Origin of the sequence: Rhizobium sp. BT-226 (assembly GCF_025847085.2) — a bacterium.
Classification (GTDB): domain Bacteria; phylum Pseudomonadota; class Alphaproteobacteria; order Rhizobiales; family Rhizobiaceae; genus Rhizobium; species Rhizobium sophorae.
The window spans coordinates 1856577-1881618 of sequence record NZ_JAOYTI010000001.1; the positions used below are offsets into that span (position 1 = coordinate 1856577).

Annotated in this window: 24 protein-coding genes; 4 read left to right on the forward strand and 20 right to left on the reverse strand. The window is 60.9% G+C overall.

Features of this window, described 5'->3' with window-relative positions; all coding sequences use genetic code 11:
* Positions 1-3 precede the first annotated feature (3 nt).
* From OIU37_RS09400 to OIU37_RS09455, 12 genes are all read right to left on the reverse strand, one after another.
* Positions 4-627 (reverse strand): Urease operon accessory protein, encoded by a 624-nt coding sequence (locus OIU37_RS09400; RefSeq protein WP_180695413.1) that lies wholly within the window; start codon positions 625-627, stop codon positions 4-6.
* Between the two features lie 16 nt (positions 628-643).
* Positions 644-1051 (reverse strand): lysozyme inhibitor LprI family protein, encoded by a 408-nt coding sequence (locus OIU37_RS09405; protein WP_168314307.1) that lies wholly within the window; start codon positions 1049-1051, stop codon positions 644-646.
* A 22-nt stretch (positions 1052-1073) separates the two neighbouring features.
* On the reverse strand, positions 1074-1379 hold the full coding sequence (locus OIU37_RS09410; RefSeq protein ID WP_018243288.1) for an urease subunit beta: 306 nt from the start codon (positions 1377-1379) through the stop codon (positions 1074-1076).
* A gap of 10 nt (positions 1380-1389) precedes the next feature.
* Entirely contained in the window at positions 1390-1641 is a 252-nt protein-coding gene (locus OIU37_RS09415; RefSeq protein WP_264257201.1) for a DUF1272 domain-containing protein, read from the reverse strand.
* Positions 1642-1651: 10 nt separating this feature from the next.
* Entirely contained in the window at positions 1652-1954 is a 303-nt protein-coding gene (locus tag OIU37_RS09420) for an urease subunit gamma (RefSeq protein WP_064695492.1), read from the reverse strand.
* Between the two features lie 28 nt (positions 1955-1982).
* Complete coding sequence (locus OIU37_RS09425) at positions 1983-2804, reverse strand: urease accessory protein UreD (protein WP_168314394.1); 822 nt, start codon at positions 2802-2804, stop codon at positions 1983-1985.
* A gap of 147 nt (positions 2805-2951) precedes the next feature.
* Positions 2952-3647: an urea ABC transporter ATP-binding subunit UrtE gene (gene urtE, locus OIU37_RS09430; RefSeq protein ID WP_003542323.1), complete on the reverse strand. Its 696-nt coding sequence runs from the start codon at positions 3645-3647 to the stop codon at positions 2952-2954.
* A 198-nt stretch (positions 3648-3845) separates the two neighbouring features.
* A complete protein-coding gene (gene urtD / locus OIU37_RS09435) occupies positions 3846-4601 on the reverse strand; it encodes an urea ABC transporter ATP-binding protein UrtD (RefSeq protein ID WP_168314310.1) in 756 nt (251 codons plus the stop codon).
* A gap of 5 nt (positions 4602-4606) precedes the next feature.
* Positions 4607-5770, reverse strand: coding sequence for an urea ABC transporter permease subunit UrtC (urtC, locus tag OIU37_RS09440; RefSeq protein ID WP_168314311.1), 1164 nt, complete (start codon positions 5768-5770; stop codon positions 4607-4609).
* Positions 5767-7404, reverse strand: coding sequence for an urea ABC transporter permease subunit UrtB (gene urtB, locus OIU37_RS09445; protein ID WP_264257210.1), 1638 nt, complete (start codon positions 7402-7404; stop codon positions 5767-5769). The genes urtC and urtB overlap by 4 nt, the downstream gene beginning before the upstream one ends.
* Before the next feature lie 116 nt (positions 7405-7520).
* On the reverse strand, positions 7521-8813 hold the full coding sequence (urtA, locus tag OIU37_RS09450) for an urea ABC transporter substrate-binding protein (RefSeq protein WP_168314313.1): 1293 nt from the start codon (positions 8811-8813) through the stop codon (positions 7521-7523).
* A gap of 196 nt (positions 8814-9009) precedes the next feature.
* Positions 9010-10914: a phosphatase PAP2 family protein gene (locus OIU37_RS09455; protein WP_264257212.1), complete on the reverse strand. Its 1905-nt coding sequence runs from the start codon at positions 10912-10914 to the stop codon at positions 9010-9012.
* A 179-nt stretch (positions 10915-11093) separates the two neighbouring features.
* Here OIU37_RS09455 and OIU37_RS09460 point away from each other — a divergent pair, with 179 nt between their 5' ends.
* Positions 11094-14480, forward strand: a complete 3387-nt coding sequence (locus OIU37_RS09460; RefSeq protein WP_264257214.1) for an ATP-binding protein — start codon at positions 11094-11096, stop codon at positions 14478-14480.
* On the forward strand, positions 14473-15390 hold the full coding sequence (locus tag OIU37_RS09465) for a DNA-binding response regulator (protein ID WP_182210367.1): 918 nt from the start codon (positions 14473-14475) through the stop codon (positions 15388-15390). Before OIU37_RS09460 ends, OIU37_RS09465 begins: the two co-directional genes overlap by 8 nt.
* Positions 15391-15707: 317 nt before the next feature.
* Here OIU37_RS09465 and OIU37_RS09470 read toward each other — a convergent pair whose 3' ends face one another.
* The 6 genes from OIU37_RS09470 to OIU37_RS09495 form a co-directional block, all read right to left on the reverse strand.
* On the reverse strand, positions 15708-16829 hold the full coding sequence (locus OIU37_RS09470; protein ID WP_180694349.1) for a branched-chain amino acid ABC transporter substrate-binding protein: 1122 nt from the start codon (positions 16827-16829) through the stop codon (positions 15708-15710).
* Between the two features lie 120 nt (positions 16830-16949).
* Positions 16950-17303 carry a DUF6867 family protein gene (locus OIU37_RS09475; protein WP_264257217.1) on the reverse strand — a complete coding sequence of 118 codons (354 nt, stop codon included), beginning with the start codon at positions 17301-17303 and terminating at the stop codon, positions 16950-16952.
* A gap of 19 nt (positions 17304-17322) precedes the next feature.
* The gene (locus tag OIU37_RS09480) at positions 17323-18066 is read right to left on the reverse strand and encodes an ABC transporter ATP-binding protein (RefSeq protein ID WP_180694348.1); all 744 of its coding nucleotides are present in this window, start codon (positions 18064-18066) and stop codon (positions 17323-17325) included.
* Positions 18066-18944: an ABC transporter ATP-binding protein gene (locus tag OIU37_RS09485; protein ID WP_240605234.1), complete on the reverse strand. Its 879-nt coding sequence runs from the start codon at positions 18942-18944 to the stop codon at positions 18066-18068. Before OIU37_RS09485 ends, OIU37_RS09480 begins: the two co-directional genes overlap by 1 nt.
* Positions 18944-20335, reverse strand: coding sequence for a high-affinity branched-chain amino acid ABC transporter permease LivM (livM, locus tag OIU37_RS09490; RefSeq protein WP_171605381.1), 1392 nt, complete (start codon positions 20333-20335; stop codon positions 18944-18946). Before livM ends, OIU37_RS09485 begins: the two co-directional genes overlap by 1 nt.
* A gap of 4 nt (positions 20336-20339) precedes the next feature.
* Complete coding sequence (locus OIU37_RS09495) at positions 20340-21242, reverse strand: branched-chain amino acid ABC transporter permease (protein WP_171605380.1); 903 nt, start codon at positions 21240-21242, stop codon at positions 20340-20342.
* Between the two features lie 544 nt (positions 21243-21786).
* Between OIU37_RS09495 and cysQ the strand changes: the two genes are divergently transcribed.
* Both cysQ and OIU37_RS09505 read left to right on the forward strand, forming a co-directional pair.
* Positions 21787-22584: a 3'(2'),5'-bisphosphate nucleotidase CysQ gene (cysQ, locus tag OIU37_RS09500; RefSeq protein ID WP_180694346.1), complete on the forward strand. Its 798-nt coding sequence runs from the start codon at positions 21787-21789 to the stop codon at positions 22582-22584.
* 653 nt (positions 22585-23237) lie between these two features.
* Positions 23238-23963 carry a sugar transferase gene (locus tag OIU37_RS09505; RefSeq protein WP_171605378.1) on the forward strand — a complete coding sequence of 242 codons (726 nt, stop codon included), beginning with the start codon at positions 23238-23240 and terminating at the stop codon, positions 23961-23963.
* Between the two features lie 456 nt (positions 23964-24419).
* Here the strand turns inward: OIU37_RS09505 and OIU37_RS09510 are convergent, their stop codons facing one another.
* Positions 24420-24794: a hypothetical protein gene (locus tag OIU37_RS09510; RefSeq protein ID WP_264257223.1), complete on the reverse strand. Its 375-nt coding sequence runs from the start codon at positions 24792-24794 to the stop codon at positions 24420-24422.
* A complete protein-coding gene (locus OIU37_RS09515; RefSeq protein WP_180694345.1) occupies positions 24781-24957 on the reverse strand; it encodes a hypothetical protein in 177 nt (58 codons plus the stop codon). Before OIU37_RS09515 ends, OIU37_RS09510 begins: the two co-directional genes overlap by 14 nt.
* Positions 24958-25042 lie beyond the last annotated feature (85 nt).

Below are 25042 nucleotides of genomic sequence, written 5' to 3' on the forward strand. Positions count from 1 at the left end.
CTATCAGGCTCCTTGGGAGGAAGAGACAAGTGTTTTTCCGCCGAGCCGCTTGAGGCGGCCAGCGGCAATATAGCTATCGACCAGTTGTCGTTCGGCCGAAAACGGGTGCCATTCCCAGCCGGCGTGGCCGAAGCCGGCAAGCGTCACCTCGGCCTCGGCATATGTGTTCAGCACCTCGGCAATGACGATCATACCGCTGCTCGGCACGACATAGGGCGAAGGAGCAAAGGCTGAAAGCGAGGCATCGACGGCCTCGTGAACCGCCTGGCCGATGACGACGTGCCTCTTGCCGGTGTTTGCGCAGAAGGCAGTGAACTCATTCGTATAGTCGTCGCAGAAATCGTCGAGTTCCGGATGCGAGACGGCAAGCGGCGCCCGCATCGCGGCAAATTTTTCCGGGTCGCGCACGCTCCAGATTTCGCCAGCCGACACCACGCCCGGATGGGCGTGCCACTCACGCGAACCGAGCATCGCCTTTGCCGGTCTGCCAGTGTTGCAGACCGCAACGGCATCCGTGCGGCTGCCGCCGGCTCCATAGGAGCGGCAATCGTTGAAGCGGACGACGAAATCGGCGGCATCGATGATGCCTGCCTCTGCGTCTGCGACCTCACCATTGCCGACGATCATAATCTTCCTGATCACCTCAGTTGCTCATCGTGTCTTCGAGCTCTTTCAGCTCTTTCGTGCGTTTGTCCGTGATATTGGCGAGACATCCGGCGACCAGCATCGGCTCCATCGTGCCGCCGCGGGCCTGAAAGCCGAAGGCGTCGCATTCGGCGTCGCGATAATCGATCCAGGCGCGCTGGGCCTTGACCAGCGCCTGCTCTGCGCCCTTCATATCGCCGTCTAGGTCCTTGTCGATCGCCGCCAAGACGGCGCGAGTCTTCTTGTATTGCGCATTCAGCGCCTTGTCGGCGGCTTCATGGCGCGCCGCCTCGCAGGCAGTCATGTCCGATTGCGTCTTGGGACTGTTGCAATCGATATCCTCGGCGGAGGCGCTACCAACCGCCAGCAGCATCGCAGCCCCGACGAGGCAGACATTCAAACGCATTCATTCCTCCCGTCTATTGTTTTTAAAGCTTGCCCATCACCAGTTGGCGGAAGCCGTAAACCTCGCGCTTGCCGGAAAGCGGGATCAGCGTTACCGAGCGAGTCTGCCCCGGTTCGAAGCGCACCGCCGTCCCCGCCGGGATATCGAGCCGCTTGCCATGCGCCGCCGCGCGATCGAAGGAAAGCCCCGCATTGGTCTCGGCAAAATGATAGTGGCTGCCGACCTGCACCGGCCGATCGCCCGTATTGGAAACCTCCAGCGTCACCGTCTGCGCGCCGGCATTCAGTTCGATGTCGCCGCTTGCGGCAATGATCTCGCCTGGAATCATCTCGTCCTCCTCAAGCCGCCTTGGGCGCACAGCCCTCAGCCTTCAGCACACGCTTCGTCGACGCCGGATTTTTGGCAAGCATGGCCGCCGGCCGAATAGGCCTCGCGACGAGATTGCCGCTGCAGTTAGGGCAGACACCGTTTAGCACGCCGCCTGCGCAATCGGCGCAGAAGGTACATTCATAGGTGCAGATCCGTGCCTCGGTGCTATCCGGCGGTAGATCCTTGTCGCAGCATTCGCAATTGGGCCTGAGCTCGAGCATTCTTCTCTCCTCACCGGATCGGTTCGTGCACAGTGACGAGCTTGGTTCCATCCGGGAACGTTGCTTCCACCTGCACGTCGTGGATCATCTCGGCAACGCCTTCCATCACTTGGTCGCGGCCGATCACGTGGGCGCCGGCTTCCATCAGCTCGGCAACCGGGCGGCCATCGCGGGCGCCTTCGACGACGAAGTCGCTGATCAGTGCGATCGCTTCGGGATAGTTCAGCTTGACGCCGCGCTCCAGCCGCCGCCGCGCCACCATCGCCGCCATTGATATCAACAGCTTGTCTTTTTCTCTCGGAGTGAGGTTCATCGCTTGTCCATCTGCTGCATGCCTAGGTTCATAGATTCCAGACTTTCGGCACAGGCGCACCGTTGCGCAAGGTGGAAATGACCGGGATCAGGATTTTTCTGAGCAAGAAGCCATCGGCTGCGGCAAGGCGGACGACGAGTTTGCCATTCCAAGCGCTCGCACCGCCCATCGATCCTTCGACCAACGGCCGGACCTTGCCGAGATAGGCTTCCGAAAGCGGCCCGGCATAAAGCAACGTCGCAAAGGCCACCTGCCCGCCGAGCACGGCCTGGCGCGCGGCAAGGGCTGCTACACCTTCGGAAAGTCTGAGTTCCTCGGCGTGGATCAGTTGGTTCGAACGGCGGATGCGCCAGCGGTCGCGGAAGAGCCCGGTCTCCACCGTCTCACCCATCGCCTTGCGGCCGAGGAGCACGGCCTCGACGGCCAGAAATTCGGCACTCTCGTTAAGATCGACGTCCAGCCGGCGGAAAAGTGCGGCCCGGTCGAAGAGGATCGTTTCCTGCGGCAGCCAGTCGACACGGGCTTGGGCTCCAACCTTGATGCTGGTCGCCACCTCGGCGATGCCGGCCGATGCCTTGTAGATCTTCTCGCAAGCTTGAGTGGTGACGTCGATGCGCGTACCGGCGCCGGCATCCACGCTCCAATCCATCCGATCGCCGCCCGTCAGCCCGCCGGCGGTATTGATGATGACGGCTTCCATCGAGGCATCGAAGGTATCGGGCAGGCGGATCTTCGCTGCCCCCTCCTGATAGAGTTCGCGGATGCGCGTGCGGCCATCGAACAGCTTTGCCGCCAGATGCCCGCGCCCTTCCGCTCTTTGCGGTCTCGTGCCTGCCGCCGCAATCGTCATATTGTCCCTTTCGGTCGCGCCTTTTTTCATTCAAGCGCGCGGATTGCGGAAAGCAAGCAATTCCTATGCCGTCCCGAGCAGACCTTTGGCGGCGGCGGAAGGTTCTCCAGCGCCGCGCCCTCTGCTGCAAAATGCGGCATCTGCCAGTCAGACAGTCAGGTGGCGGCGGGCCTCCGGTGTATCCAGCGTCTCGGCAAGCCCTTCATGCACGATTTCGCCGCGATCCATGATGTAGACGTAGTCGGCCAGCTCCCGGCAGAAGTCGAGATATTGCTCGACGAGCAGGATCGCCATGCCTGTAGAGTCGCGCAGGTAGCGGATCGCCCGACCGATATCCTTGATGATCGATGGCTGAATGCCCTCGGTCGGCTCGTCGAGCACGAGAATCCTCGGCCGCGTCACCATGGCGCGCCCGATCGCCAGCTGCTGTTGCTGCCCGCCGGAAAGATCGCCGCCGCGACGCGACAACATCGACTTCAGCACCGGGAAGAGACTGAAGATGTCATCGGGGATGTTGCGGTCGCGGCGGCCAAGCGGAGCAAAGCCGGTTTCGAGATTTTCCTTGACGGTGAGCAGTGGGAAGATTTCGCGGCCCTGCGGCACATAGCCGATGCCCTGCTTGGCGCGGGCAAAGGGCGGCAAGCCGTTCAGCTTGGTATCGTTGAAGGTGACGGTGCCGGCCGACAGCGGATGCTGGCCGGTAACGGCGCGCAGAAGAGAACTCTTCCCCACGCCGTTACGCCCCAGCACGCAGGTGATCTTGCCCATCTCCGCTTTGATCGAGATGCCGCGCAGCGCCTGAGCGGCGCCATAATGCAGGTTTGCGTTTTCGACTGTCAGCATCGGTTTCCCTTTACATTCAAACTGCTATCAGAGCAGGCCGCTGCCCCTCATCCGGCTGCCGCCACCTTCTCCCCGCTTGCGGGGAGAAGGGAATATGCCACGACCTGTCCGTCCCTCGTCCACCTCTCGCATGGCACGTCCCCTAGCCCCGTTTACGGGGAGAGAGTTAGAGTGAGGGGCATCCGGCAAACACGACGCTCACCGCCCCAAATAGTTCTCGATGACCTTCGGATCCGAACTCACAAAATCGATCGACCCTTCGGCCAGCACCGATCCCTCCGCAAGGCAGGTCACCTTGACGCCGAGGTCGCGGATGAAGCCCATGTCGTGTTCGACGACGACGACCGACCGGGTTTTGGCGATATCCTTGAGCAGGATCGCGGTTTCCGCCGTCTCCGCATCGGTCATGCCGGCCACCGGCTCGTCAACCAGCAGGAGCTTCGGTTCCTGCGCCAGCAGCATGCCGATCTCCAGCCATTGCTTCTGCCCGTGCGAGAGATTGGCGGCGAATTCGTCGCGGCGGTGCGTCAGCCGCACCGTTTCGAGGATTTCCTCGATGCGCGCATTATCCTCGCCCGAAAGCCGGTAGAACAGTGTCGAGAACACGCCGCGACGGCGGTTCAGCGCCAGCTCCAGATTGTCCCACACCGTATGGCTTTCGAAGACCGTCGGCTTCTGGAACTTGCGGCCGATGCCGAGCTGGGCGATATCGGCCTCGTCCCTCTTGGTGAGGTCGATCGTGCCGTTGAAGAACACCTCGCCCTCGTCGGGCCTGGTCTTGCCGGTGATGATATCCATCATCGTCGTCTTGCCGGCGCCGTTCGGGCCGATGATGGCGCGAAGCTCGCCGGGTTCGATGACGATCGACAGCGAATTCAGCGCCTTGAAGCCATCGAAGGAAACCGAAACGCCGTTGAGATAAAGCACGCTGTTGGGTTTGACGTCAGGGATCATGGCGCTCACTCCGCTGCCTGGATTTTCGGCTCGATACCGTCTTCCTCAGCCGCCGGTGGTGCCGCCTTGGAGACGACCTTCCGCTTGCCGAGATATTGCGCAATCGTGCCGACGACGCCCTTCGGCAGGAATAGCGTGACGGCGACGAAGAGACCGCCGAGTGCAAACAGCCAGAACTCCGGGAAGAGGCCGGTGAAGATCGTCTTGCCGCCGTTGACGAGGATCGCGCCGATGATCGGGCCGATCAGCGTCGCCCGCCCGCCCACCGCCGTCCAGATGACGACTTCGATCGAATTGGCAGGGGCGAATTCGCCGGGATTGATAATGCCGACCTGCGGCACGTAGAGCGCACCGGCAATACCCGCCATCATCGCCGAGACGACGAAAGTGAAGAGCTTGAAGTGCTCGACGCGGTAACCGAGGAAGCGCGTGCGGCTTTCCGCATCGCGCACGCCGACCAGCACCTTGCCGAACTTCGAGCGCACGATCGCCGAGGCGAGCAGCAGCGACAGCGCCAGGAAGATCGCAGTTGCTGCAAAGAGGACAGCACGCGTGCCGCCAGCCTGGACGTTGAAACCGATAATGTCCTTGAAATCGGTAAGGCCGTTATTGCCGCCGAAGCCCATGTCGTTGCGGAAGAAGGCCAGCAGCAGCGCATAGGTCATCGCCTGGGTGATGATCGAGAGATAGACGCCGTTGACGCGTGAGCGGAAGGCAAACCAGCCGAAGACGAAGGCGAGCAGGCCGGGCACGACGAGCACCATCAGCGCCGCAAACCAGAAATGGTTGAAGCCGTACCAGAACCAGGGCAGATCCTTCCAGTTCAGGAACACCATGAAGTCGGGCAGGATCGGATCTCCGTAGCTGCCGCGCGTACCGATCTGGCGCATCAGGTACATGCCCATCGCATAGCCGCCGAGCGCAAAGAAGGCACCGTGGCCGAGCGAGAGGATGCCGCAGAAGCCCCAGACGAGATCAAGCGCCAGCGCCAGCAGCGCATAGGTCAGATACTTGCCGAACAGCGACATGATATAAGTCGGCACGTGCAGCGGATTGGTCGGCCCCGTCATCAGGTTCAGGACCGGTACAAGGACAGCGACCAGAAGCAGGAGGGCGATGGCAATGACGATCTTGCGATCGAGTGATCGGAGAAGGAAGGCCGTTATCATGCTTCCACCGCCCTTCCTTTGAGTGCGAAGAGCCCGCGGGGACGCTTCTGGATGAAGAGAATGATGAGGACGAGCACCAGGATCTTGCCGAGCACGGCGCCGGCGAAGGGCTCGAGGAACTTGTTGACGACGCCGAGCGAGAGTGCACCGACCAGTGTACCCCAGAGATTGCCGACCCCGCCGAAGACGACGACCATGAAGCTGTCGATGATGTAGGATTGACCGAGGTTCGGCGAGACATTGTCGATCTGGCTGAGCGCCACGCCGGCGATGCCGGCAATGCCCGAGCCGAGCGCGAAGGTGAAGGCATCGACCCAGCCAGTGCGGATGCCCATCGACGACGCCATGCGCCGGTTCTGCGTAACGGCACGCATCTGCAGGCCGAAGGCGGACCGCTTGAGCAGCAGGAGCAACGCCACAAAGACGACCATCGAAAAGACGATGATCCACAGTCGGTTCCAGGTGATGGAGAGCCCGCCGAGATCGAAGACGCCGGACATCCAGGTGGGATTGCGGACCTCGCGGTTGGTCGGGCCGAAGATGCTGCGCACCGCCTGCTGCAGGATGAGCGACACGCCCCAGGTGGCGAGCAGCGTTTCGAGCGGCCGGCCGTAGAGATAGCGGATGACGGCGCGCTCGATCACCAGACCGACGAAGCCGGTAAAGACGAAGGCCGCAGGCACGGCAAAGGCCAGCGAATAATCGGCAAGTTCAGGAAAGGCGGAGGTAATGTATTCCTGCACGACATAGGTCGTATAGGCGCCGATCATCACCATTTCGCCATGCGCCATGTTGATGACGCCCATGACGCCGAAGGTGATGGCAAGGCCGATCGCGGCAAGCAGCAGTACCGAGCCGAGAGACAATCCGTACCAGATGTTCTGGACGATATCCCACAGCGCCAGGCTGCGATTGATGGAGCTGATATCCGCCTGGATCGCCGGCTTCAGGTCATCAGGCGCGGTTTCGAGTGTGGTCGTCAGGATGGTCAGCGCATCGCGATTGCCGCGCGCCGCGATCGTATCGATCGCAGCCTTCTTGTCTTCGACGCTCGCATCCGTCTTGAGCAGCAGCACTGCGCGCGCCGCTTCCATCGTATTCTTGATCTCAGCGTCCTTTTCGGCCGCAAGCGCCGAGTTCAGCAGGTCGAGATTGGCGGGATCGGCATCTTTCAGCAAGCCCTGCGCCGCGGCAAGCCGCGCGGAACGGTCCGGGCTCATCAGCGTCAACTGGCTGGTGGCGGCGGCAATGACGCCGCGAAGCGCGTTGTTGATCTTGACCTTCGTCATCAGATCCGGATCGACATCGGCAGCGGCTTCGCCGGTGATCGGATCGGAATAGGTCGGTTCGTCATCGGTACCGCCCTGGAGGAGAACCGGGCCGCCATCGGAATTGACGTAGAGAAGGCCATCGCTCAACTGCTGCAGGATCTGGCTGACATGCGGATCCTTGGAAGCGACCAGCGCCTTGATGGCCACTTCGCGTTCCGGGAAATCGCCGACGCCGAGCGCGTCGATAAGCACGTGTATATCGTCCTGGGCCTGGACTTCGCTCGAGATCATCACGCCCGAAAATGTCAGGCCAAAAAATGCCAGGCAAACCGTGATGAGGAAAATCTTTATGGCGCGATACATCGGCTTTCTCGCCCTTGATAGTGTTGGCCTCGCGGCGCAATCGCTGGGACGGAGCTTCCGCCCGGGATCAAACCCGGACGGAAGCCTTCAGGCAATCATCGGATCGGGGTTGTAACTCAGGAGCCTTTGCCACCGCACTTGCCCGTAGCAACGTTGAAGTTGCCGCAGGACATCGGCTTGCGCCAATCGGAGATCAGGTCCTTGGAATCAGGCAGGAAGTCGGACCATTCGTCGCCGACGACGGCAGGTGTCTGCTGGACGATTTCGAACTGGCCGTCGGCCTGGATTTCACCGATCAGCACCGGCTTGGTGATGTGGTGGTTCGGCATGACGGTCGCATAGCCGCCGGAGAGGTTCGGAACGCTGACGCCGATGATGGTGTCGAGAACCTTGTCGGTATCGGTCGTGCCGGCAGCCTGGACGGCCTTAACCCATGCGTTGAAGCCGATATACGCAGCCTCCATCGGGTCGTTCGTCACCCGCTTGTCGTTTTTGGTGAAAGCGTGCCAGTCCTTGATGAACTTCTTGTTGGCCGGGCTTTCGACCGATTCGAAGTAGTTCCAGGCAGCGAGATGGCCGACGAGCGGCTTGGTGTCGAGGCCGGCAAGCTCTTCTTCGCCAACCGAGAAGGCGACGACGGGGATGTCGGTTGCCTTGATGCCCTTGTTGCCCAGTTCCTTGTAGAACGGAACGTTGGCATCGCCGTTGATCGTAGAGACGACGGCGGTCTTCTTGCCGGCCGAACCGAATTCCTTGATCTTGGAAACTTCGGTCTGCCAGTCGGAAAATCCGAACGGCGTGTAGTTGGTCATGATGTCTTCCTTCGGAATACCCTTCGAAATCAGGTATGCCTCGAGAATCTTGTTGGTCGTGCGCGGATAAACGTAGTCCGTACCTTCGAGAACGAAGCGCTTGACGCCTTCTTTTTCCATCAGGTAGTCGACAGCAGGAATGGCCTGCTGGTTCGGAGCAGCACCGGTGTAGAAGATGTTGCGCGAGGACTCTTCGCCTTCGTACTGGACCGGGTAGAAGAGGATCGAGTTGGTCTCTTCGAAAACCGGCAGAACGGACTTGCGCGACGAGGACGTCCAGCAACCGAAGACGGCGGCAACCTTGTCCTTCTGGATCAGCTCGCGTGCCTTTTCGGCAAACAGCGGCCAGTCGGAAGCCGGGTCGACGACGACGGCCTCGAGCTTCTTGCCGAGAAGGCCGCCCTTCTTGTTCTGCTCGTCAATGAGCATCAGCATGGCGTCTTTCAGCGTGGTTTCGGAAATCGCCATGGTGCCGGAAAGTGAATGCAGCACGCCGACCTTGATCGTGTCGTCGGCAGCAACCGCACCGCTGAAGGCGGCCGAAGCCGCCATGACGGCGCCGAGCGCGGCGCCCGTAATAGTGGATTTGAGATTCATATGGTTGAACTCCCCTCTTCTTGTTCCGCAACAGACCGGAAACGGAGATTAACTGTTGCTTAAAGAACTATCGGGTGCTGCATCGCAAAAACACATACGCAAAATGACGTAGGCGCGGGGGCAAACAGGCAGGTCAGGGAGAGAAGCGGCATCCCCCGCAAAGGGAGATGCCTTGTCGCGATCAAATGCCGGGAAATTATCCGTCGATCGTCAAGGTGACGGATGTCGGACCGTAGGAGACGGTCGCCTTATGGCCGGAGACGGTGAACTTGCCGAAGGTGCCGGCCACGGCGCCCGCCTTCAGGATCTCGATCTTGGTTCCGGGCGTCGGGACATAGCCGTCGACAAGCGTCACGTCGAGGTCGCCGGCCAGCACCGCCTTGCCCTCGACGACCAGCGTGCCTGCGCCGTTCGCGCCGAGGGCCGACTTCGCCGTGGCATTGGCGAGCTGCTGATAATCGCCGCTTACGGTCAACGGCTTGTCGGCCGCCAGAACGAGCGAACCTCCATTGATCGTCAGCGCGCCACGACCGAACGCCGAGGGCGAGCCGGCCACCAGTACGCCGTCTTCCAGCACGGTGCCGCCGGCATAGCTGTTGGCGCCCGAAAGCCCGAGAATGCCGCTGCCGCGCTTCACCAGCTTGCCCTTGCCGCCGATATCGTTCCGCCAGGTATCGATCGAATCGAAGCCGCCCTTTGCGGCATCCATCGTCACGGTCACGTCCTGTTCGAAGGCGCCGTAACCGTCGGCGGCAGCAAACAGGTTGAGGCGCCCGTAACCTTCCGCATCGTCGAGGAGCGGATAACCCGAGGCGATCGCCGTCGTCTTGAGCACGTCGCGGCGCTGTTCGCCATCCAGATAGGGCAGACGCGTTTCGAGAAGCGCTTCGGCGCCCTGCGGCACGCGCGCCGGCTGGTCGGTCGCATGGATCGTCGGCAGGCCGTAGCTCAGCCGCTGCAGCACGTAAGCGCGATTGGCGTCATGATCAGCGAAGCGATCTGTAGCCAGCGGTGCCGCATGGGCGGCAACCTCGAGCGCACCCGCATCCGCAACGCCTGATTTGGCGATGAGCCATGCCTGCGCTTGGGCGTAGGCATGGCTCTTCAATGCTGAATTGTCGGCCTTGTTCAGATTGTAGACGACCGTGGCGATGCCGAGCATCCGGCCGCCCATCACGTCGAGAGGAGAATGCATGCCGGCGAGGATGCGGTCTTCGCCCAGTTCGCCGGCGCGCGTGATCATTTCCTGAAAGCGCTGCGGTACGAGATAGGCCATGGCGAGCGCATCCCGCCAGGCTTCCGCCGTATGCCCGCTCGGGAAACCGCCGTCTTCAACCGGCTTGCCGCTTTTGGCAGGCTCCAGCGTCGGGACGACCGACACATCCTGGCTCCAGCGATAGGGACGGCCATATTTGAAATAGCGCTTGGCAGGCTCCGTCGAGCCGTCGCCGCTTGCGGCGTTGATGAAGTCGATTGCAAGGCCCATGTCGGGATTGGCATCGGTCTTGTTTTCCGTGTCCGGCTTGCTGCCGGCGCCGCGATTGTTGCCCTTGTCGTCATATTTGACCGTCACCGCGTCGGCCGCCACCTCGGTGATCGTGGTGGTCTGCTTCGAGCCGGCCTTCCAGGCATCTGTCAGCGGACCAAGGCCATCGACGATACTGGCATTCTTGCCGCGCCGATCGTCGAGATAGGCGGCCATCGCCTGATCGGCCGTCCGCGCCCGCGTCGCATTAACGACATAGGCAATGTTGGCGTCGTGGACCGCCTGGTTGACGATATGGCCGTCGGTCTTGCTGGCGGGAATACCATCCCAATCCGTCTTGGCGACTGCCGGGCAATTGTCCTTGGCCGGGGCTTCGACACCCGCATCGACGAAAGGCGTGCGCGGGGTCCAGATTTCGAGGAAGCCGGAGAGAAGATGAACGGCGGCGTTGGTGTCCACCGTCGAGAAGCAGGCGTCACCGCGTTTGTTGGTGTTTCCGGCCTGCGCATAAGGCGCTTTCGCCGCCGTGGACTGCTCGGCACTGGCAAGCGATGGCACGATGGAAAGCAGGCAGACGAGGGCGGTGCTCAGGCGGCAAAGGCTTAAAACAGACATGGTGATACCCGAAGTGGTTGAACGAACGCCGGGAGAGTTAGAGCTCTCATGTGACAGATCAATTGCAAAAATATTGCCATTCTGTGAACCAGGCGGTGCCCCCCTCTTGCCTTTCCCAACCATCCCGCCAAAACTGCCGGAGAGACGATGAGCCCAACCGGAATGCCGGAAAGGAAGACATGGCAGCGCGCCAACGCATCATTCCGGTGAGACGCGAATATAATCGCTGGGTCGCCAACCAGACGCTGGAAGATTATGCGCTGCGCTTCACTGCCAAGAGCGCCCGGCATTTCTCCTCGCAACGCATCTCGCAGACGGCGATCGGCGCGATCTCCTTCCTGGCGCTGGAGGCGATCGGCGGCGCGATCACCCTCTCCTACGGCACCACCAACGCCTTTTACGCCATCATCGTCGCCTCGATCGCCATGCTGGCGATCGGCCTGCCGATCAGCCGCTACGCCATCCGCCACGGCGTCGACATCGATCTGCTGACGCGCGGCGCGGGCTTCGGCTATATCGGCTCGACCATCACCTCGCTGATCTATGCGAGCTTCACCTTCATGCTGTTTGCGATCGAGGCTTCGATCATGTCCGGGGCGTTGGAGCTCACCCTCGGCATCCCGCTCTGGATCGGCTACATCATCAGCGCCGTCATGGTCATCCCCCTGGTGACGCACGGCGTGCGGCTGATCAGCAAGTTCCAGCTGATGACCCAGCCCTTCTGGATCGTGCTGAATATCCTTCCCTTCATCTTCATCGCCTTGCTGGATTGGGAAAAATTCGATCTTTGGCGTGCCTTTGCCGGCATCCGCCATGCCTCCGGCCCGCCCGGCACTGTCGCTGAATTCGATCTGGTGGAGTTCGGCGCTGCTTCTGCCGTCATCCTGGCGCTGATGTCGCAGATCGGTGAACAGGCTGACTTCCTGCGCTTCCTGCCGCCGGACCCGCAGCGCAAGTGGCGCCATCGCCTCGCCATCTTTCTCGCCGGGCCCGGCTGGGTCATCATCGGCGCGCCGAAGCTGCTTGCCGGCTCCTTCCTGGTCGTGCTGACCTTCACCTCAGGCGTCCCCCTCGATCGCGCCGCCGACCCGGCGCAGATGTACCTGACCGCCTTCGGCTACATGGTCCCCTGGCATAATGCCGCACTGCTGTTGATGGCCGCCTTCGTCGTCGTCTCGCAGCTGAAGATCAATGTGATGAACGCCTATGCCGGCTCGCTCGCCTGGTCGAACTTCTTCTCGCGGCTGACCCACAGCCATCCCGGCCGCGTCATCTGGCTGGTCTTCAACGTTGCAATCGCCCTGCTTTTGATGGAACTCGGCATCTACCGGCTGCTGGAGGAGACGCTCGGCATCTTCTCGATCATCGCCATGGCCTGGCTCTGCACGATCTCCGCCGATCTCTTCATCAACAAGCCGCTGGGGCTGGCTCCCCCCGGCATCGAGTTCAAGCGCGCCCACCTCTACGACATCAACCCGGTCGGCCTCGGCGCCATGACGCTGTCGGCGACGATATCGCTGATTGCCCATTTCGGCGCCTTCGGCGAGATCGCCGCCTCGCTTGCTCCCTATATTACCCTCGTCATCGCAGTGGTCGCCTCGCCTGTCATCGCCTGGGCGACGAAGGGCAAGTTCTATCTCGCCCGCAAGCCGCGCCAGAGCTGGAAGAACCTGACGAACATCACCTGCTCGGTCTGCGAGCATCCCTTCGAGCCGGAGGACATGGCCTGGTGCCCGGCCTATGCCGCGCCGATCTGCTCGCTCTGCTGCTCGCTCGACAGCCGCTGCCACGACATGTGCAAGCCGGCTGCCCGTTTCAACGCGCAGGTCGGCACCGTCGCCAAGGCGCTGCTGCCGGACGCCATTCTGGGGAAGCTGACGACGCGCCTTGGCCGCTACGGCATCGCCGTCGTGCTGGCATTGACCGCCATCGGCGCAATCCTGGCGATGATCGCCCATCAGGTCGCCTCCGCCTCGCCCGAGACGGGTGAGGTCGTCAACCGCACCATCCTCATCGTCTTCTTCGTCTTCTCGGTGATCTCAGGCGTCGTCTGCTGGTTCTATGTGCTCGCCCATGACAGCCGCGTGGTTGCCGAGGAGGAATCCTCACGCCAGAACACGCTGCTGCTGAAGGAAATCGCCGCCCACAAGAAGACCGACGCCGCCTTGCAGAACGCCAAGGAAACCGCCGAGGCCGCCAACCGCGCCAAGAGCCGCTATGTCGTTGGGCTCAGCCATGAATTGCGCACGCCGCTGAACGCCGTGCTCGGTTACGCCCAGATCCTCGAACGCGACGAGACCATCCCAGCACCGCGCCAATCCTCGATCAAGGTCATCCGCCGCAGCGCCGAACACCTCTCCGGGCTGATCGACGGCCTGCTCGATATCTCCAAGATCGAGGCCGGCCGCCTGCAGGTCTATTCCAACGAGATCAACATCCAGGATTTTCTCGACCAGATCGTCGATATGTTCCGCCCGCAGGCGCAGGCAAAGGGGCTGGCCTTCGTCCATGAGCGCTCAGCCGCGCTGCCGCAATTCGTCCGCACCGACGAAAAACGCCTACGCCAGATCCTCGTCAACCTGCTCTCCAATGCCATCAAGTTCACAGACGAGGGCAGCGTCACCTTCGATGTCGGCTATCGCAGCCAGGTCGCGACCTTCACCGTTGCCGACACCGGCCGAGGCATCACGGAGAAAGACCTGCCCCGTATCTACGAACCTTTCCAGCGTGGTGAGGCCGAAAGCGTGCGGCCGATGCCGGGGCTCGGCCTCGGCCTCACCATCACCCGGCTTCTGACCAACACGCTCGGCGGCGAGATTTCGGTTTCGAGCATGAAGGACGAAGGCTCGACCTTCCGCGTCCGGCTGATGCTGTCCGCCGTCATGCGCGCTGCAGCCGCGGCACCGCAGGAAAAGCGTATCGCCGGCTACGACGGCCCGCGCCGCACGCTCGTCGTCGTCGACGACAACGAGGACCATCGCGAGATGATGCGCGAAATCCTGGCGCCGCTCGATTTCATCGTGCTGACGGCGGCAGGCGGCGGCGAATGCCTGACGCTGATCGAGGGCATCATGCCGGACCTCTTCCTCGTCGACATCCTGATGCCCGGCATGAACGGCTGGCAGCTCGTCTCGCGCCTGCGCGAGGCCGGCCAGACGGCGCCGGTGCTGATGCTTTCAGCCAATATCGGTGATGCGGCGGTTCTCAGCGACAGTGACGACAGCCACAATGATGCGATCGGCAAGCCGGTCGACATCCGCCAGCTACGCGACAAGCTCGCCCTGCATCTTGGCCTGACGTGGATCTATGCCGATGCCACGCCAGCCGTTCCTGTCAAGATCGAAGCACCGATGCTGAGCCCAGGCGCTGCTCATGTGCAGGAATTGCTGCGGCTTGGCGAGATCGGCTATATCAGAGGCATCGAAGCCAAGCTGTCGGACCTTGCCAAGGTGGAGGCAAATCAGCCATTCACGGAGGAACTTCGCGCCTATGTCGCCGCCTTCGATCTCGCCGGCTTCATGACCTTCCTACACGACTTCGACGAAAAGGTGGAATCCATTGGCTGAGCCGGCCCTTCCCCGCGACATCGTTCTGCTCGTCGACGACTCCGCCGAAGCACTCGGCTTCATGACCGACGCGCTCGAACAATCCGGCTTCTCCGTGCTGATCGCCACATCGGGCACGGCGGCACTTGGTATCGTCGAGCGCATCACGCCCGATCTCATCCTGCTCGACGCAGTCATGCCCAGCATGGACGGCTTCGAGACCTGCCGCCGGCTGAAGGCGAATGCTGCGGTGGCGCAGGTGCCTGTCATCTTCATGACCGGTCTGACCGAGACCGAGCATGTCGTGCACGCACTGGAATCCGGCGGCGTCGATTATCTCAGCAAGCCGATCAACATCGACGAACTGCGCGCCCGCATCCGTGTTCATCTGCGCAATGCCCGCTCGGCCCAGAGCGCCCGGATCGCTCTGGACGCAGCCGGACGCCATCTGCTGGCAGTCAAGGGCGACGGCGCCATCCATTGGTCAACGCCGCAGGCGACACGGCTGGTCAATGCCGCCATGGGAAGCGACGACGGCATGGAAATCGTTGTCCGCCATATCGCCGGCTGGATGCGCGACCGCGTCACCGCGGTGCGCGACGGCATCATCTCGATCGCCCATGCCGGCCAGGCAGCGTTGCAGCTCGCCTTCCTCGGCGCAATCGGCCCTGACGAATATCTCTTCCGCCTCACCGCCGCCAATCAGCGCAGCGACGATGAAGTGCTGCGTCAGCGCTTCTCGCTCACCCAGCGCGAATCCGAAGTGCTGCTCTGGATCGCCAAGGGCAAGGCCAACCGCGACATCGGCGAAATATTGGGACTGTCGGCGCGGACGGTGAACAAACACCTCGAACAGATTTACGTGAAGCTCGGCGTCGAGAACCGCGCCTCGGCCGCCGTGAAAGCCACGCACGTGCTGTACGAGATGTAAGAGGGTGATGGAGGCTAGTTCCGTGGCGCTGCCGAGATACCGCGGGACCATGACGGTCTCCATCCGCCGAAGCGACTCCGGCACATCAGGTTCCGCCTCGTAAACGTCAAGCCCGCCCCTCTGGATCGTACCGTTTTTCGCCGTCAGCAACCTCCAGCGAAGCGAGCTGCCGGGCGCCATAACGCGCCGTCTTCGTGGGATCGATCGATGAGCGATTGTGGCACTGTAGCCAGGCCGGAATTGAAACACCCGCAAAAAAGAAAGAAGCCCGGTCGGAACCGGGCTTCGATAATCATGTCCCATAAAGGGAGCGAGGCTTACATGCCCTGCGGGAAGTAGCTGTACTTGCCGTCCGGACCCTTCTTCCATTCGTACATGACGTAGCCAGGAATCTTCGGGTCGCCCTTTTCGTCGAACGAAATGTCGCCGAGAACGGTCGGGAACGGGCCCTTTTCCTTCATGGCCTTGGCAACGGCCTCAGGATCCAGCGAACCGGCAGCCTTGGCGGCTTCGGCGATCGTCTGCATCGCAGCGTAGGAATAGAGCGTGTAGGCTTCCGGATTGAAACCAGCGGCCTTGAACTTTTCGACGAGTTCCTTGTTCGCAGGGTTCGCCGTCGGATCGGGGCCGAAGGTGTTCAGCGTACCGGCGACGGCGTCGCCAGCGATCGAGGCCAGTTCATTCGAAACGATACCGTCGCCGGAAACCAGCGTCGCCTTCAGGCCCTGGTCGGCCGCCTGGCGGATGATGAGACCGGCTTCGGTGTGCAGACCACCCCAATAGATGATCGAGACGCCGGCTTCCTTCATCTTGGCGATAAGGGCCGAGAAGTCCTTGTCGCCGACGTTGATGCCTTCGTATATGACTTCCGTGACGCCAGCGGCATTCATAGCCTTCTTGGTTTCGTCGGCAAGGCCCTGACCGTAGGGAGTCTTGTCGTGAACGACAGCAATCTTGGCGTCCTTGAAGTGATCGGCAAGATATTTGCCGGCGATGGCACCCTGCTGATCGTCACGGCCGCAGGTGCGGAACGTGTTCCAGAGGCCCCGTTCCGTGAAGGTCGGGTTCGTCGCGGCCGGGGTGATCTCGAGGATGCCGTTTTCGGCATAGACTTCCGAAGCCGGGATCGAAACGCCCGAGTTGAAGTGGCCGATGACGAACTTGACGCCGTCAGCAGCGAACTTGTTGGCGACCGAAATGCCCTGCTTCGGGTCGGAGACGTCGTCGCCGAGCTCGATCTTGATCTGCTCGCCGTTAATGCCGCCAGCCGCGTTGATGTCGGCGGCTGCCTGTTCGGCACCCTTCTGGAGCTGAGCGCCGAACGCGGCGTTCGGACCAGTCAGCGGACCAGCGACAGCGATGAGAACGTCGGCCCACGCGTTGCCGCTGAAGGCGACCATCGCCGTCAGAGCCACCGCCGACAGAAGAGACTTCTTCATATTATTACTCCCAATTTTTGGGCGGGTTCCGGTCCAAGGCCCAGCGCACTACCCACCATTGACTGCGCCAGGAAAGCTGTTCCACTCGGAAGGCAATTCATGCCTAGTTTCAACGGACTGTCAATGTTTGTCCTTCCACGAAAACGCGGAAGTCTTTTCGTACAGCCAGTAATAGTTGTTAACCATCTGATTGGTGCGGCGGTAGCGGAAGCCGGCCGTCGAGAACACCAGCAGCGTCACGAAGTCGAGGATGTAGTAGAAGGCGTTGAGCATCGGCCCATTGAACAGGGCATGATGCAGGAACTGCATCGCCCAGGCGAGCAGAAATGTATAGACGATGACCAGCGGATAATCGCTCCAGCCCTCGGCAACCGCTTTACCGGCGCGCCAGGCCGTCCAGAAGCCTAAGAGCAAGACGATGACACGGATCGCCACAAGAGGGCCGGCATCCGATTCGAAGAAAAGTCCCTGCATGTCAAACTCTCCTTTCGACCTAGTGTCTTCCGCCTTCGAGATAGGCGGCGCGGACCTCGGGATTGGCAAGAAGCTCCTTGCCGGAGCCGCTCATCGTCACCTTGCCGTTCACCATCACGTAGGCGCGGTGAGAAAGCCTGAGGGCGGCGAACGCGTTCTGCTCGACGAGGAAAACGGTCAGCCCCTCCGCCTCGTTGAGCTTCTTGATCGCCTCGAAGATGCCCTTGACGATCAGCGGCGCAAGACCGAGCGAAGGTTCGTCGAGAAGCAACAGCTTCGGGCGCGCCATCAGCGCGCGGCCGATCGACAGCATCTGCTGCTCGCCACCCGAAAGTGTTCCGCCACGCTGGGCGTGACGTTCCTTGAGACGCGGGAAGAGCGTGAAGATCTTTTCGACGTCTTCGGCGAAGTGTTTCAGATTGTCGAGGCCGGCGCCCATCTGAAGATTTTCCAGAACCGTCATGCGCGGGAAGATGCGGCGGCCTTCCGGCGACTGCGCGATGCGCAGCCGGGCGATCTCATGCGTCGGCATGCGGGTGATGTCGCGGCCCTCGAAGACCACCGAACCGGTGCGGGCCTGCGGGCTGCCGCAGATCGTCATCATCAGTGTCGACTTGCCGGCGCCGTTGGCGCCGATCAGGCTAACGATCTCACCCTTGTTGACGTGGACATCGATGCCGGCCAGCGCGCGGATATTGCCGTAATAGGTTTCGACGCCATTCACCTGAAGGAGCGGTTGACCCGTCATTACTTCATCGCCCATCAGTTTGCGCCTCCTTCGAGCTGCTCGACGGCTGCGATCACCTCTTCCACTTCTTCATCCTCGACACCGAGATAGGCCGCGATGACCCGCGGATCGTTCTTCACGTGATCCGGTGTGCCATCGGAAATCTTCTGACCATATTCGAGGACGACGACGTGGTCGGAGATTTCCATGACCACCGACATGTCGTGCTCGATCAGCAGGATCGACGTTCCGGTTTCGGCGCGAATGCTCTTCAGCAGCGCGTTGAGCGTTGCCGATTCCCGTGGGTTGAGGCCGGCGGCCGGTTCATCCAGGCAAAGCAGTTCCGGGCCGGTGCACATGGCACGGGCGATTTCGAGACGCCGCTGGGCGCCGTAGGGCAGATCGCCGGCGGGGTCGTCGGCGCGGTCGATCAGGTCGGCCTTCTCAAGCCAGAAACGGGCAAGCTCGATCGCCCCGGCCGCTTCCCGCTTATAGGGGCCGACACCGATAAGGCCGAGGATCGTATAACCCGATGCCTTCATCAGCTTGTTGTGCTGGGCGACCAGCAGGTTTTCAAGAACGGTCAGGCCGGAGAACAGCCGGATGTTCTGGAAGGTACGCGCCACCTTGGCTTCCCTGGTGATGCGAAAGTCCGGCAGGCGCTCCAGCAGATATTGCTTGCCGCTCTTCTGGTTGAACGTGATCATCCCCATCGTCGGCTTGTAGAAGCCGGTGATGCAGTTGAAAACGGTGGTCTTGCCGGCGCCGTTCGGCCCGATCAGCGCGGTGATATCGCCGCGCTTGGCTTCGAAGGAGAAGTCGTTGATGGCCATCAGCCCGCCGAACTTCATCGACAGGTGTTCGACCTTGAGAAGAGTGTCATCAGACATCGTGTTCGTTACTACCGGGCTCATCAACCATGGCCCTCCTTGATGAAGCTTCCGGATATCGCCCTGCGCTCCTTGAGGAAGGCTGTCGGCTCACGCGAGCCGACGAAGCCGCGCGGCTTGAACAGCATGACGACGACCATGGCGAGGCCGAAGATCAACATGCGGTAGAGTTCCGGCGTAAAATCCGGTCCGAAGATGAGTTTTAGGAAGCTCATCTCGCGCAGCAATTCGGTGCCGCCGACCATGACGATGGCGGCGATCGCGATGCCGGTCAACGACCCCATGCCGCCGAGAACGACGATGGCGAGAATGACGGCCGATTCCAGGAAGACGAAGGATTCCGGCGAGACGAAGCCCTGTCGGGCGGCGAAGAACGAGCCGGCGAAACCGGCAAACATTGCGCCCGTCGCAAAGGCGGTGAGCTTGGTCGTCACCGTGTTGATGCCGAGCGAACGGCAGGCGATTTCATCTTCGCGCAAAGCTTCCCAGGCACGTCCAATCGGCATGCGGCGCAGCCGGATGGTGACATAGGCCGTCAGCATGCAGAGCGCCAGGATCAAATAGAACAGGAAGATCTTGTAATAGGCCGAGGATATCGGCAGGTGAAAGAGCTTGGCAAAACCGCCGGCCGTCGCATCGAAGGGAATGCCGAACAGTGTTGCCTTCGGGATGCTCGATATACCGAAGGTGCCCTTCGTCACTTCAGTCCAGTTGATGAGGACGAGACGAATGATTTCACCGAAGGCGAGCGTCACGATGGCAAGGTAATCGCCGCGCAGGCGCAGCACCGGGAAGCCGAGAATGACGCCCCAGAGTGCTGCGAGGATGCCCGAAAGCGGCAGCAGCACCCAGAAGGACAAGCCGAAATAGCTCGAAAGCAGTGCGTAGGAGTAGGCGCCGACGGCATAGAAGGCGACATAGCCGAGGTCGAGCAGGCCGGCGAGGCCGACGACGATGTTCAGCCCCCAGGCGAGCATCACATAGATCAGGATCTGGATGCCGAAATTGTCGACATATGTCAGCGAGCCCTGAGGGCCTTTGATCGCCACCACTACCATGGGATACAGCAGCAGCGCGATCAGCGCGATCTTCAGGAAATGCCGGTGGAAGAAGCTCTTCTCTGTCGAGATGTCGAGCTCGCCCCCGCGCGCCTTGCTGAGCTTGCGGCGGTCGATATTCGGCCTGATGAAAACGACCATGGCGAAGCGGCCGATGGCAGCGACCGCGACGAAGATCGCAAGCAGGCCCCAGCGCTGGACAATGATCAACTCGTTGCTGATGTTCTGGTCGGTCTTGAGGCCGACATAGAGGACGAACATGCCGAACGAAAGGACGGCGGCGAAAAGAGCTTCGGTAAGGCCTTTGCGGACAAGTCCGGCATCGGGCTTGCCTGCAGAATTTTCGATGTTTGCCATGACGTTATACCTTCTCGACTTCCGGCCGCCCGAGGATGCCGGTCGGCTTGAAGATCAACACGAAAGCCAGGATCGCAAAGGTCGCGACGTCCTTGTAGGCGATGGTGAAGTATGCCGACCACAGCGATTCGATAAGGCCGATAAGGAGGCCGCCGAAGACGGCGCCGGGCAACGAACCGATACCGCCGAGAACGGCTGCCGTGAAGGCTTTCACACCGGGCGTGAAGCCATCGTTAAACGAGGCGACGCCATAATACATCAGGTACATCGTACCGGCCACGGCCGCGAGCGCCGCACCCATAACGAAAGTGATCGAGATCGTCTGGTCGACGTTGACGCCGAGCAGCGCTGCCATCTTGCGATCCTGCTCGGTGGCGCGCTGGGCACGGCCGAGTGCCGTACGATTGACGATGTACCAGAAGACCGAGAGCAGCACGACCGTGATCAAGATGATGATGATCTGCTTCAGCGACACCGAGATGTTGCCGAACTGGTAGACCGAGCTCACCATCGGCGGGATCGGCTTGTTGCGTGGACCCTGCGTCACCTGGATGAAATTGGACAGCGTGATCGACATGCCGATCGCGGTAATCAGCGGCGCCAGGCGGAAGGAACCGCGCAGGGGTCGGTATGCGACGCGCTCGATCGTCCAATTCCACAAACTCGTCATCAGCATCGCAACGACCAGCATCACCAGCAGCAGAACGGCCACCGGAAGACCCGCGAAGATGGATGTGAGGACGAGGAAGACGATAAGAGCGGCGAAACCACCGAGCATGAAGATGTCGCCATGGGCGAAATTGATCATGCCGATAATGCCGTAAACCATCGTATAGCCAATAGCCACAAGGCCATAGATGGATCCGAGCGTCAGCCCGTTTAAGAGCTGCTGGACGAAATACTCCATATGTCGTTTTCCCCTGGATGCGAGCGAAACATGCTGCATCTCTTTTTGGTTCTTTGGTTCCCCGTTTCAGGGAACCTCATAGGCCGAATGCATAGCGGTTTCGTCGAAAATGTGAAGACAAAAAGGGTTTACTCCGACAGATTCTTGCGGAAACAGGGTTAACTGGCGCATTTTGAACCAAAATCCACAGAAAAACGGCAGATCGGGGCCTATTTTTAGCCAGAAACCGCCACTGGGTTAACCATCCGGAGATATCGCCCTCGATTTCCTGCACTGCTTGCTGCGTAGGCTATTCCACAGAATTGGAAGATGGAGCAAATTCCGACCCCAAGGCGGCCGCTTTGACGAATGCCATTTCACCAGCGATGCCGCATCTTCGTCTGACAAGGCTGAAAACTTATGGTAGCATCATCAGGCTGCGTATTGAGGGATGCGGAGCACGACGGGGAACACCATATAAACTTGAGTATCTGGTTGTGACAGGGATGGTTTGCGGACGAGCGACAGCGGGGTGCTCGGCCGCGTGGCGAACGGCAAAAGGACAATGCTGAGGACATTTGAAAAGGCGGCGCTCGAAGCCGGCAGGGCCATCATCACGGTCTTGCGCGAAGGCTTCCCCGTCGCCATGAAGGCGGATGCAAGTCCGGTCACGGTCGCCGACGAGGAGGCCGAACGTATCATCCTCGCTCATCTCGCCAGAGATTATCCCGAAATACCCGTCGTGGCGGAAGAATCGGTCGCCGCCGGCAAGGTGCCCGACATCGCCGGCCGAGGCTTCTTCCTCGTCGACCCTCTCGACGGCACCCGTGAATTCGTCGACGGACGACAGGAATTCACCGTCAACATCGCCTATATCGAGAACGGCGCCCCGGTGGCCGGCATCGTCTACGCGCCGGCGCTGGGACTTGCCTTCTCGGGAGAACGCGGCCACGCCGAAAGGCTCGTCGTCATGGACGATTTCACGGTTGGCGCACGCAGTGCAATCACGGTGCGCGAACAGCCGGACGACAGGCTGGCGCTTGCAAGCCTTCGCCACAACAGCCCGGAGACAGGAAGCTTCCTCGCCGACCACGCGATCTTCAAATGCACCAATATTGGCTCCTCGCTGAAATTCTGCCTGCTGGCCGAAGGCAAGGCCGACGTCTATCCGCGCTTCACCCGAACGATGGAATGGGACACTGCGGCCGGCGATGCCGTGCTGCGTGCCGCCGGCGGTTCGACGGTGACGCTGGACGGAACGCCGCTGACCTACGGCAAGACGGGACCGGCGGCCGATTTCGACTTCGCCAACCCGAACTTCATCTCCTGGGGCGGCAGGAAACGCGTCCTCGAACCAGCGTGATCACCCGCGGGAATCGCTGAAGATCGGCAGGCGGCGCAATCCCTTGCATCGTCGCCACGCGTCCAGGCGCGCCGCGACGATCCTCGATCGACCTCCGGGCGCCCCTTACGCGCCAAATTCCTCCCCCGCGAAAGCACGTCCACGATCCCATTTCCAGCTGTTTCCAGCTGTGGAGTGATTCGCGCGATCGGACGTCATCAAGTGATTCTGGCCATGAACTCGTCGCTCTGTATCTTTTCCAGACGCTATACCGCCACCAATTCTGCCTTGATTTTGTCACATTCTGACACGGCTTCGACAATGATCGATATCTTCATCAGAAAAATTTCGCCTCGTCTTTCGTTAAGAAATCCGTTCGATAGCCATGGGCCACGTGTCGAAACGGCACGTCGCCAGCCCCCGGCGAACCCCTCCAAAGGCCTAGAAACTTTGAGGAAATTTCAATTATTAACGAAATATCATGAGCTTGCCTCAACTTAACGCAAATGCGAAAGATTTGCTGCAATGCGATATTTCTCTGGACACCATTACACAATTGTCGCATTTTTCCGTTTTAGTAGGGTTACCAAGACCTAAGTGCAGCCCTGGTGACAGGGTAAACCATTGATCGCCTATTGCCGCCGCGCCCCCTCGAAGACAACAGAGTACGATCCTTGAGCATCACGGAATTAAACAACAGCATTTCGACAGAGTCCTTCCGGCCGAGCCGCCGCCAGCAGCCGAGCCTGAAGATCCAGACCCCTGTTATCCACAGCGATGCGCCGCAGGCGCCGCTGGTGGATCTGATCCTGAAGCGGGCGTTCGACATTGTTTCGTCGTTGAGCGCCCTCCTCGTCCTCGCCCCTTTCCTTCTGTTCGTCGCCCTGCTGATCAAGATCGACAGCCCGGGGCCGGTGCTCTTCAAGCAGACCCGCTGGGGCAAGAACTGCAAGGCCATCAAGGTCTACAAGTTCCGTTCCATGCGCACCGACCTCTGCGACGTCTCCGGCGTTGCCCAGACGGTGATGAACGATCCGCGCGTCACTCGCGTCGGTGCCATTCTACGCCGCACGAATGTCGATGAGTTGCCGCAGCTGCTGAACGTGCTGCTAGGCCACATGTCGGTCGTCGGTCCGCGCTGCCATGCGATCGGCATGCGCGCCGGCGGCGTGCTCTACGAAGAGCTCGTGCCGGAATACCATCAGCGCCATGCGATGCGCCCCGGCATGACGGGTCTTGCCCAGATGCGCGGCCTGCGTGGTCCGACCGATCGTCCGGCCAAGGCCCGTGCTCGCATCGCCAGCGATCTCTACTACGTCGAGAATTTCTCGATCGGGATGGATATGCGCATCATTGCCGGAACCGTCGTGTCGGAGCTGACCCGCGGAAAAGGCTTCTAAAGCGCGTCGCGGTCTTTCAGATTTGCTCCTCGCGCTTTGGAGCAACCGGTACCGGAATGCTCTGCCGAGCGCCTGCATGCAGCTGACCCGCATGCGACGGGAGATCGAGAATGATCGCGATCTCGTCGCTGCTCTTGGCGGCCGCCGACTACAGCACCGCGCGTCTTTTTAGAGGCGCAAAGAACGCTGTAGCATTTTGAATTGCGGCCTGATTCCTTAAATCGATTCCGATTTAAGGAATCAGGCCGCGTCGCAGGCATTCGATTTCGCGCCGGGTGAGCGTCTCCAACGGACCATCCTCCACGCTGCGGCTACGCGAAACCTTGTCCAGAAACTCCCATGCAGCCGTAGAGCAGCGCGATCGCCTGCTCTCGCATGGGCATAGGACAGCCGCCTGAGAAGCAAAGATGTATTGTTTCAGGTCAGCGTCGTGCAGCGTGAAGGCGAAGGTATTCTTCAGTCCATGCATCTGAAAGAGCACGCTAAGTTTACGGTTTTCCTGAATGGCGGCGCTACCCGCAAACGACCCTCCTCGCAGACGATCGTCCGCTTCATCGCGGTCACCAGTCTGCTGCAATAGAAGAGATCGGCAACCTCGTAAAAGCCGACAAGGTTTTGCGGCCAATTGCTGATCAGCCGGTTTTCGGTGAAAGCCGTGCGGGCGCCCCGCGGGAAAGCCGAGAGCAGATAGAAATCGAAGCCCGCAAGCTTCGCCATCTCGTCGAGCCGTTCCTTGCCGTCGTCGTCCGAAACCCTCGCGCCGTCGGCCTGCGAAGGCGAAAATACAGTATCTTCAGCGCAGTCGCCGACTGCGCGCTCACGTCTTTTCATCCTCGTATCCTCGTATGGCCAGCTTCGGCTCGGCCTCGCTGCCGGCGGCGAAAAGTTCGCGCCAGGGCATCAACAAAGACGGCTTCTGCCCGAGGATACGAAGCATCAAAAACGCGAACTGGCTGATACAGCGGGAAGAACGGAGACGAAGTCTTGCGCCCATTCTTATGTTGCCGCCCTTGTAAGATCGTCCCCGGAAATCAGCTAATATTTATTCCGCATGGCTTCCATGCAGGCGTTACAAATTG

Coding starts and splice junctions, on each gene's coding strand:
- OIU37_RS09400 (WP_180695413.1), bottom strand. CDS start 627: ATGATCGTCGGCAATGGTGAGGTCGCAGACGCAGAGGCAGGCATCATC.
- OIU37_RS09405 (WP_168314307.1), bottom strand. CDS start 1,051: ATGCGTTTGAATGTCTGCCTCGTCGGGGCTGCGATGCTGCTGGCGGTT.
- OIU37_RS09410 (WP_018243288.1), bottom strand. CDS start 1,379: ATGATTCCAGGCGAGATCATTGCCGCAAGCGGCGACATCGAACTGAAT.
- OIU37_RS09415 (WP_264257201.1), bottom strand. CDS start 1,641: ATGCTCGAGCTCAGGCCCAATTGCGAATGCTGCGACAAGGATCTACCG.
- OIU37_RS09420 (WP_064695492.1), bottom strand. CDS start 1,954: ATGAACCTCACTCCGAGAGAAAAAGACAAGCTGTTGATATCAATGGCG.
- OIU37_RS09425 (WP_168314394.1), bottom strand. CDS start 2,804: ATGACGATTGCGGCGGCAGGCACGAGACCGCAAAGAGCGGAAGGGCGC.
- urtE (WP_003542323.1), bottom strand. CDS start 3,647: ATGCTGACAGTCGAAAACGCAAACCTGCATTATGGCGCCGCTCAGGCG.
- urtD (WP_168314310.1), bottom strand. CDS start 4,601: ATGATCCCTGACGTCAAACCCAACAGCGTGCTTTATCTCAACGGCGTT.
- urtC (WP_168314311.1), bottom strand. CDS start 5,770: ATGATAACGGCCTTCCTTCTCCGATCACTCGATCGCAAGATCGTCATT.
- urtB (WP_264257210.1), bottom strand. CDS start 7,404: ATGTATCGCGCCATAAAGATTTTCCTCATCACGGTTTGCCTGGCATTT.
- urtA (WP_168314313.1), bottom strand. CDS start 8,813: ATGAATCTCAAATCCACTATTACGGGCGCCGCGCTCGGCGCCGTCATG.
- OIU37_RS09455 (WP_264257212.1), bottom strand. CDS start 10,914: ATGTCTGTTTTAAGCCTTTGCCGCCTGAGCACCGCCCTCGTCTGCCTG.
- OIU37_RS09460 (WP_264257214.1), top strand. CDS start 11,094: ATGGCAGCGCGCCAACGCATCATTCCGGTGAGACGCGAATATAATCGC.
- OIU37_RS09470 (WP_180694349.1), bottom strand. CDS start 16,829: ATGAAGAAGTCTCTTCTGTCGGCGGTGGCTCTGACGGCGATGGTCGCC.
- OIU37_RS09475 (WP_264257217.1), bottom strand. CDS start 17,303: ATGCAGGGACTTTTCTTCGAATCGGATGCCGGCCCTCTTGTGGCGATC.
- OIU37_RS09480 (WP_180694348.1), bottom strand. CDS start 18,066: ATGGGCGATGAAGTAATGACGGGTCAACCGCTCCTTCAGGTGAATGGC.
- OIU37_RS09485 (WP_240605234.1), bottom strand. CDS start 18,944: ATGAGCCCGGTAGTAACGAACACGATGTCTGATGACACTCTTCTCAAG.
- livM (WP_171605381.1), bottom strand. CDS start 20,335: ATGGCAAACATCGAAAATTCTGCAGGCAAGCCCGATGCCGGACTTGTC.
- OIU37_RS09495 (WP_171605380.1), bottom strand. CDS start 21,242: ATGGAGTATTTCGTCCAGCAGCTCTTAAACGGGCTGACGCTCGGATCC.
- cysQ (WP_180694346.1), top strand. CDS start 21,787: ATGCTGAGGACATTTGAAAAGGCGGCGCTCGAAGCCGGCAGGGCCATC.
- OIU37_RS09510 (WP_264257223.1), bottom strand. CDS start 24,794: ATGAAAAGACGTGAGCGCGCAGTCGGCGACTGCGCTGAAGATACTGTA.
- OIU37_RS09515 (WP_180694345.1), bottom strand. CDS start 24,957: ATGGGCGCAAGACTTCGTCTCCGTTCTTCCCGCTGTATCAGCCAGTTC.